Origin of the sequence: Pseudoduganella sp. SL102 (genome assembly GCF_027856995.1) — a bacterium.
GTDB lineage: Bacteria > Pseudomonadota > Gammaproteobacteria > Burkholderiales > Burkholderiaceae_D > Rugamonas > Rugamonas albidiflava.
Genome location: NZ_CP115554.1, coordinates 7143605 through 7159190, shown reverse-complemented (window position 1 = coordinate 7159190; position 15586 = coordinate 7143605). Strand labels below are relative to the sequence as shown.

Here is a 15586-nt window from a genome sequence, read left to right as displayed (position 1 = left end):
CCATAAGCGGGCGGCACTGCACCGCCAGCTTGCATGCCGCCCCGCCTTTTTCCATTCTCCCCGCCCCGCAAGGTTCGCGCAGCCCCTGCGCCCCTCTGAAAAGCCTCTGAAGAAAAGCTGGCACGCCTCTTGCAAAGTACAGGGCAAGAGGTCAAAGGCGATCTCCTGAACATTGCATAGTCGTCCCAATGGCGGGGCGGCATCAGGACAACGGCGTCCGGGCAGACTCACGAAACATGTTTCACGAAACACGTTTCCGCGAGAACTGCTCGGGCGCTTTTTTTTGCTTGTAGCTTCCGATAACAGGGATGAAAAAATGACCAGCAACGTGACCCGCAAAGCTGACAGCATCAAGCTCTTCTCGTTCGCCACGCCACAGATGCGTGCGTTCCACCTGGCGTGGATGGCGTTCTTCGCCTGCTTCTTCGCCTGGTTCGCCTGTGCCCCGCTGATGCCCGTCATCAAGGGCGAATTCGGCCTGACGGCTGGCCAGATCGCCAACATCAATATCGCCGCGGTGGCGATCACGATCCTGGTGCGCATGATCATCGGTCCGATGTGCGACCGCTACGGCCCGCGCAAGGCCCACACCGCGCTGCTGGTGTTCGGCTCGATCCCCGTGTTCGGCGTGGCCGCTTCGCAAAGCTACGAAAGCTTCCTGTTCTTCCGCATGCTGATCGGCGCGATCGGCGCCAGCTTCGTCATCACGCAGTACCACACGTCGGTGATGTTCGGCCCGCGCGTGGTCGGCACCGCCAACGCCGCCACGGCCGGCTGGGGCAACGCCGGCGGCGGCGTCACGCAAGCGACCATGCCGCTGATCATGGCCGCGATCCTGATGCTGGGCGTGTCGGAAACCATGGGCTGGCGCCTGGCGCTGATCGTGCCGGGTGTGCTGATGATCATCGTGGGCGCGCTGTACTGGAAATTCACGCAGGACTGCCCGCAAGGCAACTACGCCGAGCTGCGCAAGGCCGGCATCGAAATCGAAGGCGGTAAAAAAGGCGGCTGGGACAGCTTCAAGCTGGCCGCCGCGAACTACCGCGTATGGCTGCTGTTCATCACCTACGGCGCATGCTTCGGCGTGGAACTGTTCATCCACAACGTGGCGGCCACCTACTACGTCGACCAGTTCGACATGTCGCTGAAACAGGCGGGCCTGGCCGCCGGCAGCTTCGGCCTGCTGGCACTGTTCGCCCGTGCCCTGGGCGGTTTCGTGTCCGACAAGATGGCACTGCGCGGCAGCCTCAATGCCCGCGTCACGCTGCTGTTCATCCTGATGCTGGGCGAAGGCGCCGGCCTGATCTGGTTCGCCAAGGCCGATACCGCCACGGTGGCCATCTTCGCCATGCTGTCCTTCGGCATGTGCGTGCACATGGCCTGCGGCGCGACCTACGCGCTGGTGCCGTTCATCGACAAGCGCGCGCTGGGCGGCGTCACCGGCATCATCGGCGCCGGCGGCAATGTCGGTGCGGTCGCCGCCGGTTTCCTGATGAAGGGCGTGGGCAGCACGCAGCAGACGCTGTCGATCCTGGGCTTCCTGGTGCTGATTTCCGCAGTCTGCGCGATCGCGCTGCGCTTCTCGGCCGCCACCAATGAAGAACACGCGCTGGCCCGCGCCGCCGCCTGATCCCAACAGCAAGCGCAATTGCTGATTACTGAATACTGATTACTGAGTCACGGAGCAAAACATGAAAATCGTCGTCATCGGTCATGGCATGGTTGGCCACAAATTCCTCGAAAGCCTGGCGGAAAATCCCGTCGCCGACATGCAGGTCACGGTGCTGTGCGAAGAACCGCGCCCGGCCTATGACCGCGTGCACCTGTCGGAATTCTTCAGCGGCAAGAGCGCGGACGATCTTTCCCTGGTCAGGCCGGGCTTCTTCGACCGCTCCGACATGGTGCTGCGCCTGAACGCACGCGCCGAGTCGATCGACCTGGCGGCGAAGACGGTCACCGCCAGCACCGGTGACGTACTGCCCTACGACAAGCTGGTGATGGCCACGGGTTCTTACCCATTCGTGCCGCCGATCGATGGCCGCGACCGCAAGGACTGCTTCGTCTACCGCACCATCGAGGACCTGGAAGGCATGGCCGAAGCGGGTGCCCGCCTGAAGACCGGCGTCGTCATCGGCGGCGGCCTGCTGGGCCTGGAATGCGCGAAGGCGCTGCGCGACATGGGCCTGATCACGCACGTGGTCGAATTCGCGCCGCGCCTGATGGCCGTGCAGGTCGATGACGGCGGTGGCCGCATCCTGCGCAACAAGATCGCCGAACTGGGCGTCACGGTGCATACCGGCAAGAACACCACCGCCATCGTCGACGGCGAGGAAGGTGCGCACCGCATGCAGTTCGCCGACGGCACGCACCTCGACGTGGACATGATCGTCTTTAGTGCCGGGATCCGCCCGCGCGACCAGCTGGCCAAGGAAGCCGGCCTGGCCATCGGCCCGCGCGGCGGCATCACGATCGACAACCAGTGCCGCACCTCCGATCCGCACGTGTTCGCGATCGGCGAATGCGCGCTGTGGAACGGCATGATCTACGGCCTGGTGGCTCCTGGCTACGACATGGCCCGCGTGGTGGCGAAACAGCTGGCCGGCCAGTCGGCCGAATTCAATGGCGCCGACATGAGCACCAAGCTGAAACTGATGGGCGTGGACGTGGCCTCCATCGGCGACCCGCACGGCAAGGTGGAAGGCGCGCGCAGCTACCAGTTCACCGACGAGCGCAAGCAGGTCTACAAGAAGATCGTCGTGTCCGATTGCGGCAAGTACCTGCTGGGCGGCGTGATGGTCGGCGATGCCGGCGAATACGGCACGCTGCTGCAGATGATGCTGAACCGGATCGAACTGCCGGAATCGCCGGAATTCCTGATCCTGCCGCAGTCCGACGGCAAGGCCAAGCCGGGCCTGGGCGTGGATTCGCTGCCGGACGCCGCGCAGATCTGCTCGTGCAACAACGTGACCAAGGGCGCGATCTGCGCCGCGGTGGCCGATGGCGCCATGTCGATCGGCGCGCTGAAGAGCTGCACCAACGCCGGTACCTCGTGCGGCGGCTGCGTGCCGCTGGTCACGCAGGTGATGAAGGCCGAGATGAAGAAGCAGGGCATGGACGTCAACAACCATGTCTGCGAACACTTCCCGCACTCGCGCCAGGAACTGTTCCACATCATCCGCGCCGGCAATATCAAGACCTTCGACGAACTGCTGGCCCAGCACGGCAAGGGCCTCGGTTGCGACGTTTGCAAGCCGCTGGCCGGCTCGATCCTGGCCACGTGCTGGAACGATTTCGTGCTGAAGAAGGAACACGCCAGCCTGCAGGACACCAACGACTACTACCTGGGCAACATCCAGAAGGACGGCACGTACTCGGTGGTGCCGCGCATGCCGGGCGGCGAAGTGACGCCCGATGGCCTGATCGCCGTCGGCCAGGTGGCCAAGAAATACGGCCTGTACACCAAGATCACCGGCGGCCAGCGCGTCGACCTGTTCGGTGCCCGCGTCGACGAACTGCCGTCGATCTGGGAAGAACTGATCGCCGCCGGCTTCGAGACCGGCCACGCCTACGGCAAGTCGCTGCGCACCGTGAAGTCGTGCGTGGGTTCCACCTGGTGCCGCTACGGCGTGGACGACAGCGTCGGCCTGGCCATCGAGCTGGAGAACCGCTACAAGGGCCTGCGCACGCCGCACAAGATCAAGTTCGGCGTATCCGGCTGCACCCGCGAGTGCGCCGAGGCGCAGGGCAAGGACGTCGGCATCATCGCCACCGAAAAGGGCTGGAACCTGTACGTGTGCGGCAACGGCGGCATGAAGCCGCGCCACGCCGAACTGTTCGCCTCCGACCTCGACAAGGAAACGCTGATCAAGTACGTCGACCGCTTCCTGATGTTCTACAGCCGCACGGCCGACCGCCTGCAGCGCACCAGCACGTGGCGCGACAACCTGGAAGGCGGCCTGGAATACCTGCAGGACGTGGTCATCAACGACAAGCTCGAACTGGCCGCCGAACTGGAAGCCGACATGCAGCGCGTGGTCGATACCTATATTTGCGAGTGGAAGGAAGCCGTGAACAACCCGGAAACGCGCGCCCGCTTCCGCCATTTCGTCAACAGCGAAAAGAAGGACGAGAACGTGGTGTTCATCGAAGAGCGCGGCCAGATCCGGCCCGCTACCGTGCAGGAAAAGAAACGCGTCATCCCCATCAAAGCCGCGTGAACAATCTCTTGAACAGCTGACTAGGAGCCAACATGAAACGTGACAACGAAGCCGCCAACTGGACCGCGATTTGCGGCGTGGAAGACATCGTGCCGAACACCGGCGTGTGCGCCCTGCTGAACAACGAGCAGGTCGCCGTGTTCCGCCTGAACCAGGGGAACGACATCCGCGTGTTCGCGATCGGCAACTACGATCCGAATTCGGAAGCGTCCGTGCTGTCGCGCGGCCTGGTGGGCAGCCTGGGCGAGCGCATCGTCGTCGCCTCGCCGATCTACAAGCACCATTTCGACCTGCAGACGGGCGAATGCCTGGAAGCGCCGGAAAACTCGGTGCCGACCTGGCCGGCGCGCATCGAGGGCGGCAAGGTATGGGTCGGGGCTTGAGGACGACACCATGAAGCCCGCCCTGGTCGTCGTCGGCAACGGCATGGCCGGCATGCGCACGGTCGAGGAGTTGCTCGCCCTGGCGCCGGACCTGTACGACATCACCGTGTTCGGCGCCGAACCGCACGGCAACTACAACCGCATCCTGCTGTCACCCGTGCTGGCCGGCGAGAAGTCGGTCGACGACATCATGCTCAACACGCGCGAGTGGTACGAAGCGAACGGCATCACGCTGCACGCCGGCGACCCGGTGGTGCACATCGACCGCCGCCGCCGCATCGTGCGGGCGCAGTCCGGCCACGAGGTGCGCTACGACCGCCTGCTGATCGCCACCGGGTCGAAGCCGTTCATCATTCCCGTGCCGGGCCACGAGCTGCCCGGCGTGCTGGCGTTCCGCGACATCGCCGATGTCGAAAGCATGCTCTCCGCTTCCCGCGACCACACGCATGCCGTCGTGATCGGCGGCGGCCTGCTGGGGCTGGAGGCGGCCAACGGCCTGCTCAAGCAGGGCATGGCGGTCACGGTGGTGCACGTGACCGATGCGCTGATGAACCAGCAGCTCGACAAGCCTGCCGCGCAACTGCTGCAGCGCGCGCTGGAGGCACGCGGCCTGAAGTTCATGCTGGAAGCGCAGACCGCCGAGATCGTCGGCCCGGACCGCGTAACGGCCGTGCGCTTCAAGGATGGCACCGAGATCCCGGCGGACCTGGTGGTCATGACGGCCGGCGTGCGCCCCAACATCGAACTGGCGAAATCGGCCGGCCTGCATTGCGAGCGGGCCATCGTGGTCGACGACACGCTGCAGTCGTACGATCCGCGCGTGTACGCCGTCGGCGAATGCGTGCAGCACCGCCGCGCCACGTTCGGCCTGGTCGCGCCGATCTGGGAGCAGGCCAAGGTCTGCGCCGCCCACCTGGCCGGCGCGGGCCACCGCCGCTATGTGCAGCAGGCATCGCCCACGCGCCTCAAGGTGACCGGCATCGAGCTGTATTCGGTCGGCGACTTCATCGGCGCCGAAGGCAGCGAAGACCTGGTGCTGCGCGATGCGCGCCGCGGCGTCTACAAGCGGCTGGTGCTGGACGGGCCATGCCTGGTCGGCGCCGTGCTGTACGGCGACGTGCAGGACGGGCCGTGGTACTTCGACCTGATCCAGCGCGGCGCCGACATCAGCGCGATGCGCCACCAGCTGCTGTTCGGCCCCGCGCTGGCAGCATAAATTCGAGAATTGGAACCATCGTGAACCTGTCCCAGCAACACTTGTCCATCGCCACCACCTGTCCTTATTGCGGCGTCGGCTGCGGCGTCAAGGCCGTGCCCCAGGGGCCGCAATCCGCCACCGTGTCCGGCGACGTGGATCACCCATCGAACTTCGGCCGGCTGTGCGTGAAGGGCTCGGCGCTCGGCGAGACGCTGGGCCTGGAGGGCAGGCTGCTGCATCCGCAGGTTCGCGAAGGTGGACAGCCAGGCGGCACGCTGCGGCAGGTTTCCTGGGACGAGGCGCTGGACCGCGCCGCCGGCCAATGGCGCGCGATCGTCGACGAGCACGGGCCGGATTCGGTGGCCCTGTATGTGTCCGGCCAGTTGCTGACGGAAGACTATTACGTCGCGAACAAACTGATGAAGGGCTACGTCGGCAGCGCCAACATCGATACCAATTCGCGGCTATGCATGTCGTCCGCCGTGGCGGGCCACAAGCGGGCATTCGGCGAAGACCTGGTGCCGGTCAACTACGACGACCTGGAAAGCGCCGACATGATCGTGCTGGTCGGATCGAACCTGGCGTGGTGCCACCCGATCCTGTTCCAGCGCATCACGCGCGCGAAGGAAGCCCGGCCGGACATGAAGCTGGTCGTCATCGACCCGCGCCGTACCGCTACCTGCGAGCTGGCCGACCTGCACCTGCCCGTGAAGCCGGGCACCGATGTGTGGCTGTTCAACGGCCTGCTGGCCTTCCTGTCGCGCGGCGAGGCGGTGGACGCTGCCTTCATCGCCAACCACACGCGCGGCCTGAACGAGGCACTGGAAGCTGCCGACATCACCCCCGAGGCGGTGGCGAAAGCCTGCCGGCTGCCGCTCGAAGACGTGCTGGCGTTCTACGAATCGTTTGCCGCCACGTCGAAGGTGATTACCGGCTTCTCGATGGGCGTGAACCAGTCGTCCGCCGGGACCGACAAGGTGAACGCGATCATCAACTGCCACCTGGTCACGGGCCGCATCGGCAAGCCGGGCATGGGCCCGTTCTCGATCACCGGCCAGCCGAACGCGATGGGCGGGCGCGAAGTGGGCGGCCTGGCCAACATGCTGGCGGCCCACCTGGACCTGGACAAGCCGGAACACCGCGCCGCCGTGCGCGAATTCTGGGATTCGCCGCGCATCGCCGACAAGCCCGGGCTGAAGGCCGTGGACCTGTTCCAGGCGATCGAGTCCGGCAAGGTCAAGGCCGTGTGGATCATCGCCACCAACCCGATGGTCAGCCTGCCGGATGCGGACCAGGTGCGCCGCGCGCTGTCGAAAGCCGAACTGGTGATCGCTTCCGACGTGGTGCTGGACACCGACACCAACGCCTTCGCCCACGTGCTGCTGCCGGCGCTGGCCTGGGCCGAGAAGGATGGCACGGTGACCAATTCCGAGCGCCGCATCTCGCGCCAGCGGGGCTTCCTGCCGGCGCCGGGCGAGGCGCGGGGCGACTGGAAGATCCTGTGTGACTTCGCGCAACGGCTGGGCTACAGCGGCTTCGATTTCCAGCACCAGTCGGACATCTTCGCCGAGCATGCGCGCCTGTCGGCCTGGCGCAACGCACCGGATGCCCTGCCGCGCGTGTTCGACATCGGCGCGCTGGCCTCGCTCGACCGCGCCGCTTACGACGCCCTGCAGCCCGTGCAGTGGCCGATCGGGCGCCGCGTGTTCGACGACCGGCGTTTCTCGTTCCCGGACGGGCGCGCCCGCTTCGTGCCGACGGTGCCGCGCCTGCCCGTCAACACGGCTGGCGGCGAATATCCGCTGGTGCTGAACACGGGCCGCGTGCGCGACCAGTGGCACACGATGACGCGCACCGGCCGAGCGCCCAAGCTGGCCGAGCACACGCCGGAATCGTTCGTCGACCTGCACCCGCAGGATGCGCTGCTGTGCGGCGTGCGCGACGGTGAACTGGCGCGCATCTCGTCGCAATGGGGCAGCATGGTGGCGCGGGTGCGGCACGGCGGCGGCATCGCCCGCGGCAGCGTGTTCGTGCCGATCCACTGGAACGGGCAAACGGCGTCGGACGCCCGCGTCGGCGCCGTCGTGAACCCGGTGGTCGATCCCGTGTCCGGCGAGCCGGAATTCAAGCACACTCCGGTGATGGTCGACCGCTTCCCCGTGCAATGGCATGGCTTCGTGCTGTCGCGCACGCCGCTGGGCCTGGACCAGGTGGCGTACTGGACGCGGGCGCAGGGCGCCGGTTTCACCCGCTATGAAATGGCCGGCCGCAACCGCATCACCGATTTCGGCACGTGGGCGCGCGGCTTGCTGGGCGTCGACGACGACGATGCGGACTGGCTCGAGTATGCCGACCGCAGCGCCGGCGTGTATCGCGCCGTGCATATCGTCGACGACCGCATCGCCCAGTGCATCTTCGTGTCGCCGCGCCCGGACTTGCCCGAACGTGCCTGGCTGGCCGGGCTGTTCTCGACCGAAACGCTGGCCGATGCCGAGCGCGCCGGCGTGCTGGCGGGGCGCCCGCTGGCCCAGGGCGCCGATACCGGGCCGACCGTGTGCTCGTGCTTCGGCGTGGGGCGCAACACGATCTGCAACGCCATCCGCGAGCATGACCTGAAGACCACGGGGGAGGTGACCGCCTGCGTGAAGGCGGGCGGCAACTGCGGCTCGTGCGTGCCGGAGATACGGCAGTTGCTGGTCGAGGTGCGGGTGCCTGCCTGAGGCGCTGCAGGATCGTCTGCGGGCGAGTGGCATGCAGAAGCCACTACTGAATTATGAAAAAAACTTGCCATTTCGTTTAGGACATAGGCGTCCCGAATCAGGCTTCCGTCGAAGTTCGGCGCCACGAGGGAAGAAGCGATTCTGGTAACGCACTGCAAGACAGCTTTGTCATTCTGTTCAACTATCACGGCCCCAACATCGCTAACGATGGCGAGCCGCTAGGGAAGATGCCAACTGCGTTATTCCTGTGGTGACTCAGCATCAATTCTACTTAGCAGTTTGTGCTGCGGATCTTGCGCGATGCGTTTCAAAGAGGGGCTACAAGCCTGGACTTGTACCCTGTGTCGTGTGAATCGCCCGGCTTTCGTAAAAGCCGGTTGGTGAGTCAGGCCACGATGGCTTGACCGCTCAGGTCTTGGAATAGTTCGCTCAGCTCCCGCTGGCGTTATATGGCCGAGTGGTCCGAGCAGGCGTGGTGATGAAACCGTGACATCCATTCCAGCGACTGCTCTAGCACATTGAGCACGAATCGGTTCGGGTCGAGCTGCTTGCGCGCCAGCCGACGATACGCCGGGCTAGGCCGTCGACGGCCCTTGTTGCGCATGACGTCTCGCAGGCCGGCCTTACGTGATGGGCGCTACCCCAGGCACCGAGCCACAGTGGTTCCCTCACGGCGCAATTGGCGCCATGTCTTGTCGCCTTGTACCCGTGCAGATTTGCGTGCCATGCACGCTCGATCTGGATGCCCAGCCAGTCACTACGTTCAACTCATGCGCAGCAAAGGCAGCGTTACATTGCTGCGCAGGTGTTGCCTGTAGCCAGACGGCGTTTTCCGCATCCACCTTACAGATCGGCTCGACCCCTCATGTGTGGCGGTATCGATCGATAAATGCCTTTAACGCCGGCTTGTCGTGATTGACTAGCCTGTGCCGGCCTTTTCAGACAGTGTCACCGAAGGGTGCTAACAAAAATTGCATAAATTAAATAATCGTTGCTACAGCGACAATTCTAATTTATACTCGGAAAGCCGGTCGGCTAGCGCATTCCTGGTTGTTCAATCGTAGAGGCGCGCGCAGGTCCTTGGAGCCAATGCTGGGTTCGGATTGCTACCGGTGCGAGAAAGATGTCGCTGGTCAAACGCAAGCTCCCAATCAATCTCGGTATGAAGCACCGAGTATCGCCATGGCGAATCGGGAGCAGGTCCAAAAATCCATGGGCTTGTATGCTGCGTAATCATACTTGAACCAGTAAATAATAAACTGCCGACTTTATAACAAATTTTAAATGGGATTAAAAATGAAAAATGCTACGAAATTCACGATTTTTGCGACTTTCGCACTAGCCCTGAGTGCTTGCGGCAAGTCTGAGCATCCTGGTTCCGCGAATGATGCTGAAAAAGCGAGCGGCAAGGCAGAGGTCACGACAAATGCTCTAGCTAAAGCCGCATCTCCGGAAATAAAACTTCCTCAGGCTGATAAAGCCATGGCTGATGACAAGTACACTGAAATCGACTCTGGAACCCAGTTAGCGTATCTTTATTATGCTATTTCAGGGATGCCAGTTGATTACGAAAAATTGGCTGGAATTATTTCTGGTGATTATCGCAACACTACGAATGCCTTTAAAAAAGAAGAGATACTTCAGAGCTTGAAGCCGAAAATCGATCAGCAAATTGGATTCTACAAAGATAATCGGTATGTTGTTATTGATACAGATTTCCGCATGAGTCATATCGATATGGCGTCGAAATCTTTTCCTATAAATGGCGTTCCAGCCGGAAAGAGCTACCTCTACTTCGCCGATAGTTCGTCTTACAAATTGGGAGTGACGAACGGAGAAGCTTTTTCAAAGTACAAGGCTGCCTCAGACGATCAAGCCCGCATGATTGAGGGGCTGGTAGAGAAATATAATGCAAATGGCAAAGCCAAGATCTTCCTGTATGCACAAGATGCTGACATGAACTCAGGCGTCGTGAAATTTCAGGCCGTCAAGGTGCAGTTGAAGCTTCAGGATGGAAGCGCCCTCCCTGATATGATTTGATTGTAGTGTCGATTTTTTCAAACTGTAACAGCTCGGAATCTAAATTAAGCAGCCGTTTAACGGAAGCTGTGTCTCTATAAATATATGATTGAATCTGCTTTGAATGGATATCTTGGTAGGGCAATAGTAGTCAGCATGCTTGCCCTGTTCTTTTCGCATGGCGTGTCGGCAACGCCTAAGTCAATGTTGGAAAGCTACCAGAAGCGTATTGTAGCTGCAGGATATACGACAAATCACTCTCTGGCCGAGCTTGAAGCGAGGGAAACCCTTGTTCATGGTATTTATCGCGTCGTAGTCAAACGTTCAGGCGCATTTCTTGGCTATTTTACCGAAAATGGGGAAATTACCGGTGACGTGAATGGATGGGAAGATGTCCATGGGAAGTCCATATCGCAGGATGATCTGGCATTCCTGCGTCTAGCGCTCGTTCAGAATATCCGCTATGACAGGTTGGTCAAAGTGCAATATGGGAATGGTGGCGGACGAAAAATGTTTCTTGCGTCTGCGTTGGATTGCGGCTACTGCGGCGCCATGGAAAAAAATCTTGCATTGCATAGCAAAAATTTCAATACGACCTTTTATATCTTGCCAAGCGCGCTAGATAGTCGACCGAATCGAAGTGCTAAAAGCGAGGCACTTTGGAAGGCGGCAGCAGATATCTACTGTTCCGAAAATCCTGCAGAGTCCTGGAAGAAATTTTGGGTTAATCGGACAGTGACTGGCATTCGAAGACAGGATTGCAATGTGAACAGCCACATGTTGGTAGAGGAAGAGCGCTTTCTTAAGGAATTGCTAGCCAGTGTGGGCATCAAGGTGAATGGAACGCCTAGGATTGTGCGTGAAGACTCCATTCCGTTTACTCCACCTGCAACAAGTGACCTCTCTACTCTGAAAAAACTGTATGGCGAAGAGGGGTTGAAAGATATCGATGCCATAATGCTTCAACGCGTTCGTACGCGATTCTTCGAGCCGTACGACGGTCGCTACTAAAAAATTGGCTTATTCGCGTCGTTATCAAGCGAAATGCAGTAAGAAGTCGATTTTTCCCTGAATTGGACAGGCAGTTATGGGTGATAAGCTCAAGGCGCCTAGGTTGTGTGGTGCATTGAGTTAAATACCCATTTTGCTTGCGTTTTTGATACGCATCATATACATCTGTAAGAAGGAATTGTTTTGAAGGCCTTTAGCTTTGTACTATCTATCCTCTGTGCCGTTATTGTGGCAGGCTGTGGTTCTGGACTTGAAGGAACCTACGCCAGCGATCAAAATGGTTTTGCTGTAGCGAGCTATACATTTAAGTCGAACGGAAAAGTAATTTCCAAGCTATTGTCTATGGAGCAAGAGCTTGACTATGAGCGTGATGGAAAGGAAATCAAATTATCCTCTCCGGCTGCCCCTGGAGTATCAATGGTTATGACAATCATCGATGAAAATACGATATCCGGACCAATGGGTATCAGACTCAATAAAGTAAAATAACCAGACGATGGTTCGCCCATTCTCTATTGGGCGAGCGCGTCATTTTTCTGCCAGGAACTACGCTACTAAGAATCCCTTGAATCTCCAGCATTGGTCGAGCCAATCGCTTGATTGTATTGCGGCCCGCTCGACGATGTTACAGCGCACTCGACTGGAGTACAGTGATCGCGACGGTAAGTGGCAACTATCGATCTGGTCGGTGGCTGCGTTGTCTCCTCTTTTATACATCTCGACCATCTCGCTCCTCGCGCCCAGACATTCGCTTGTAGATGAAGCTTGGCTGCGGCCATGTCACGATGGGACATTAAAGGAAATCAACGGCTATCCCTGGCCCGACGCCGGCCACCTGCATGCTTCCAGGCGCACTTCTTTCAGGCCAGCGGAGCGAAATCACGGCCTTTATTGCTGTTCGAAAATGACTTAGTTTTTTCCGTCCAGCCATAAAAATATTAGAACGTTACGTGATCCCATCAGAATCGTAAGCCGCTTCTGGCCAGTTGTTATACCTACGGCCAGCCTAGGTGGGCGCTTGCTCCGATAGGAAACAACCGCTGTGCCAAACGTCATGCCCATATGGCGTTTGTCCCGTGTCGCCATTTTCTTATCCGCGCGGCTAGAATTGCCTGGACTGACAAGCTTTCCAGGAAATCGCCATCATGGAGAAATGCCCCGACTGCGGTGCGCCGGACCCGGCGCACGATACGCACAGCGTGTCCTACACCTACAAGGACCGCCATACCACGATCCCTTCGGTAGCCGGCTACCACTGCGCCCAGTGCGGCGGCGTGACGCTCGACCGTGCGGCCGTGGAACGCTACGACGACCTCGTGGCCGCCTTCCACCGCCGCGTGGATGACGAACTGGTCGATCCAGCCTACATCGCCGCCGTGCGCAGGAAACTCAAGCTCGACCCACGCGAGGCCGACGACGTGCTCGGCACGGGCAGCGGCGACATGGCGCGCTACGAGGCCGGCAGGGCGCATCCGCATCCGTCGACGGTAAGGCTGCTGAAGCTGCTGGACCGGCATCCGGAATTGCTGGGGGAATTGCACGGCTGAGCAGGGAGCCCCCTGTATTGCCGAGCTTGTTGCCGGGCTTCCTGCCAACGCTTATTGCCAACGCTTATTGCCGCCACTTATTGCTGAGTTTCCCTCGATTGTGTACGCGACCGAACAATCGAATAGTTCACTTTGTGTTACATTAAAAACATCGGTCGTCATCGTTTGCGGAGTTGCATATGCGCCGTCCCATCGTCCTCGTTCCAGCGTGTACCCGGCAAATCGGGCATTTTCCGAATCATGCCGCACAGAACAAGTATGTGAACGCCGTCGTCCTCGGCGCGCGTTGCATGCCATTGATCCTGCCCGCGCTGGCCGAGCTGACGGACATGGAAGCGGTGCTGCACGTGGCGGACGGCATCATGCTGACCGGTTCGGCGTCGAACGTGCATTCCGACCTGTACGGCCAGCCGATCCGGAATCCGGCCCTGCCGCTGGACGCGGCGCGCGATGCCACCACGCTGCCGCTGATCCGCGCCGCCATCAAGCGCGGGATTCCGCTGCTGGGCATCTGCCGGGGCTTCCAGGAGATCAACGTGGCGCTGGGCGGCACGCTGCACCAGGCCGTGCAGGAATTGCCGGGCATGATGGATCACCGCGACAGGGAAGACGATTCGCTGGAAGTGCAGTACGGTCCCGCGCACCCGATCTACCTGACGAAAGGGGGCAAGTTTGCCGAAATGCTGGGCAACCCGGAGGAAATTACCGTCAATTCCCTGCATGGCCAGGGAATCGACCAGCTGGCCCCCGGCGTGACCGTGGAAGCGGTGGCGCACGACGGGCTGGTGGAAGCTTATACCGTGGATGCGGCGCATGGCTTCACGCTGGCGGTGCAATGGCACCCCGAGTGGCGCATCACGGAAAACCCCGACTCCATGAAGATGTTCCTGGCATTCGGCAACGCTTGCCGCGAATTCCAGGCGCGTCGCCAGGAGCGGGGCTGATGACTACCTACGAGGCCTGGGCGGGCGGAATCCCATAGCTGCGCTTCCATGTGAAGTTGAGGGACGCGGCCCGCACCCGGCCGTGTCATGACTTACTGAGCAAGGAAGGAGTAAAGCCGTGGCTATCCGCGAGAATTTCAGTTACACCGACATGGACGAGTGGCTCAACGAAAAACGGGTCACCGAAATCGAATGCCTGGTACCGGACCTGACCGGCGTCGCCCGTGGCAAGATCCTGCCGCGCGTGAAGTTTACACAGGAGCGCGGCATGCGCATCCCCGAGGCGATCCTCGGCATGACCGTGACCGGCAATTCCCCCACCGACGATCCGGCCTACGACCGCGCGATCTCGAACATCGATCGCGACATGATCCTGAAGGCGGATCCCGGCACGATCACGATGGTGCCATGGGCCACCGATCCCACCGCGCAGGTGATCCACGACTGCTATTTCGCCGATGGGCGCCTGGTCGATTTCGCGCCGCGCTCGGTGCTGCGCCGCGTGCTCAAGCTGTACGAGGACAAGGGCTGGAAGCCGGTGGTGGCACCCGAGCTGGAGTTCTACCTGACCGCCAAGATCTCCGATCCCGACCTGCCGCTGAAGGCGCCGGTGGGCCGCAGCGGCCGCGCCGAAACGTCGCGCCAGGTGTACAGCATCGACGCCGTCAATGAATTCGATCCGCTGTTCGAGGACATCTACGATTACTGCGACCTGATGGGGCTCGACGTCGACACGCTGATCCACGAGATCGGCGCCGGCCAGATGGAAATCAACTTCCTGCACGGCGAGCCGCTCGGCCTGGCCGACAAGGTATTCTTCTTCAAGCGCACGCTGCGCGAGGCGGCGCTGAAGCACAATATGTACGCCACCTTCATGGCCAAGCCGATGGCTGGCGAACCCGGTTCGGCGATGCATATCCACCAGAGCGTGGTCGACGCGAAAACCGGCTGGAACATCTTCTCGAACGAGGACGGTTCGCCGTCGGCGCTGTTCAAGCAGTACATCGGCGGCCTGCAGCGCTACATGCCATCCGCGCTGGCGATCGTGGCGCCGTATGTGAACTCGTACCGCCGGCTGGTGCGCCACACGGCGGCGCCGATCAATATCCAGTGGGGCGTGGACAACCGCACCGTGGGCTTCCGCGTGCCAGAGTCGGGCATCCAGGACCGCCGCGTGGAAAACCGCATCATCGGCTCTGACGCCAATCCCTACTTGGCGCTGGCCGTCACGCTGGCCGCCGGCTACCTCGGCATGACCGAACATCTCGAACCCACCGAAATCACCCATGGCAGCGCGTATGAAATGAAGTACGAGCTGCCGCAAGGGCTGCCGGAAGCACTGGGCCTGCTGCGCAGGGAAGAAAAGCTGCGCGGGGTACTGGGCGAGCGCTTCATCGACGTGTATGCTGCCATCAAGGACCTCGAGCACCAGGAATTCATGACCGTCATCAGTCCCTGGGAACGGGAGCATTTGCTGCTGCACGTTTGAGGACCCACGTTTCGCAGCAAGGTATGCGCTGGCAGAACCGGGGGCAGCGGGTCTGGCT

General features: G+C 61.1%; 11 protein-coding genes. All 11 read left to right on the top strand.

What is annotated here, in order from left to right; translation table 11 throughout:
* Positions 1-316: 316 nt before the first annotated feature.
* Positions 317-1630, top strand: coding sequence for an MFS transporter (locus OU994_RS30400; RefSeq protein ID WP_131143698.1), 1314 nt, complete (start codon positions 317-319; stop codon positions 1628-1630).
* Positions 1631-1691: 61 nt separating this feature from the next.
* On the top strand, positions 1692-4217 hold the full coding sequence (gene nirB, locus OU994_RS30395; protein ID WP_281608934.1) for a nitrite reductase large subunit NirB: 2526 nt from the start codon (positions 1692-1694) through the stop codon (positions 4215-4217).
* Positions 4218-4249: 32 nt separating this feature from the next.
* Positions 4250-4600, top strand: coding sequence for a nitrite reductase small subunit NirD (gene nirD / locus OU994_RS30390; RefSeq protein ID WP_131143700.1), 351 nt, complete (start codon positions 4250-4252; stop codon positions 4598-4600).
* A 10-nt stretch (positions 4601-4610) separates the two neighbouring features.
* A complete protein-coding gene (locus OU994_RS30385) occupies positions 4611-5816 on the top strand; it encodes an NAD(P)/FAD-dependent oxidoreductase (RefSeq protein WP_131143701.1) in 1206 nt (401 codons plus the stop codon).
* Positions 5817-5836: 20 nt separating this feature from the next.
* Positions 5837-8518 carry a nitrate reductase gene (locus tag OU994_RS30380; protein WP_281608933.1) on the top strand — a complete coding sequence of 894 codons (2682 nt, stop codon included), beginning with the start codon at positions 5837-5839 and terminating at the stop codon, positions 8516-8518.
* Positions 8519-9814: 1296 nt separating this feature from the next.
* A complete protein-coding gene (locus tag OU994_RS30370) occupies positions 9815-10558 on the top strand; it encodes a hypothetical protein (protein ID WP_281608932.1) in 744 nt (247 codons plus the stop codon).
* Between the two features lie 135 nt (positions 10559-10693).
* Positions 10694-11548 (top strand): hypothetical protein, encoded by an 855-nt coding sequence (locus OU994_RS30365; protein WP_281608931.1) that lies wholly within the window; start codon positions 10694-10696, stop codon positions 11546-11548.
* A gap of 183 nt (positions 11549-11731) precedes the next feature.
* Positions 11732-12037, top strand: coding sequence for a hypothetical protein (locus tag OU994_RS30360; RefSeq protein WP_281608930.1), 306 nt, complete (start codon positions 11732-11734; stop codon positions 12035-12037).
* Between the two features lie 656 nt (positions 12038-12693).
* Positions 12694-13095 (top strand): type II TA system antitoxin MqsA family protein, encoded by a 402-nt coding sequence (locus tag OU994_RS30355; protein WP_281608929.1) that lies wholly within the window; start codon positions 12694-12696, stop codon positions 13093-13095.
* 179 nt (positions 13096-13274) lie between these two features.
* The gene (locus tag OU994_RS30350; RefSeq protein WP_281608928.1) at positions 13275-14039 is read left to right on the top strand and encodes a gamma-glutamyl-gamma-aminobutyrate hydrolase family protein; all 765 of its coding nucleotides are present in this window, start codon (positions 13275-13277) and stop codon (positions 14037-14039) included.
* Positions 14040-14157: 118 nt separating this feature from the next.
* Positions 14158-15528, top strand: coding sequence for a glutamine synthetase family protein (locus OU994_RS30345; protein WP_131143707.1), 1371 nt, complete (start codon positions 14158-14160; stop codon positions 15526-15528).
* The last annotated feature ends 58 nt before the right edge of the window (positions 15529-15586 follow it).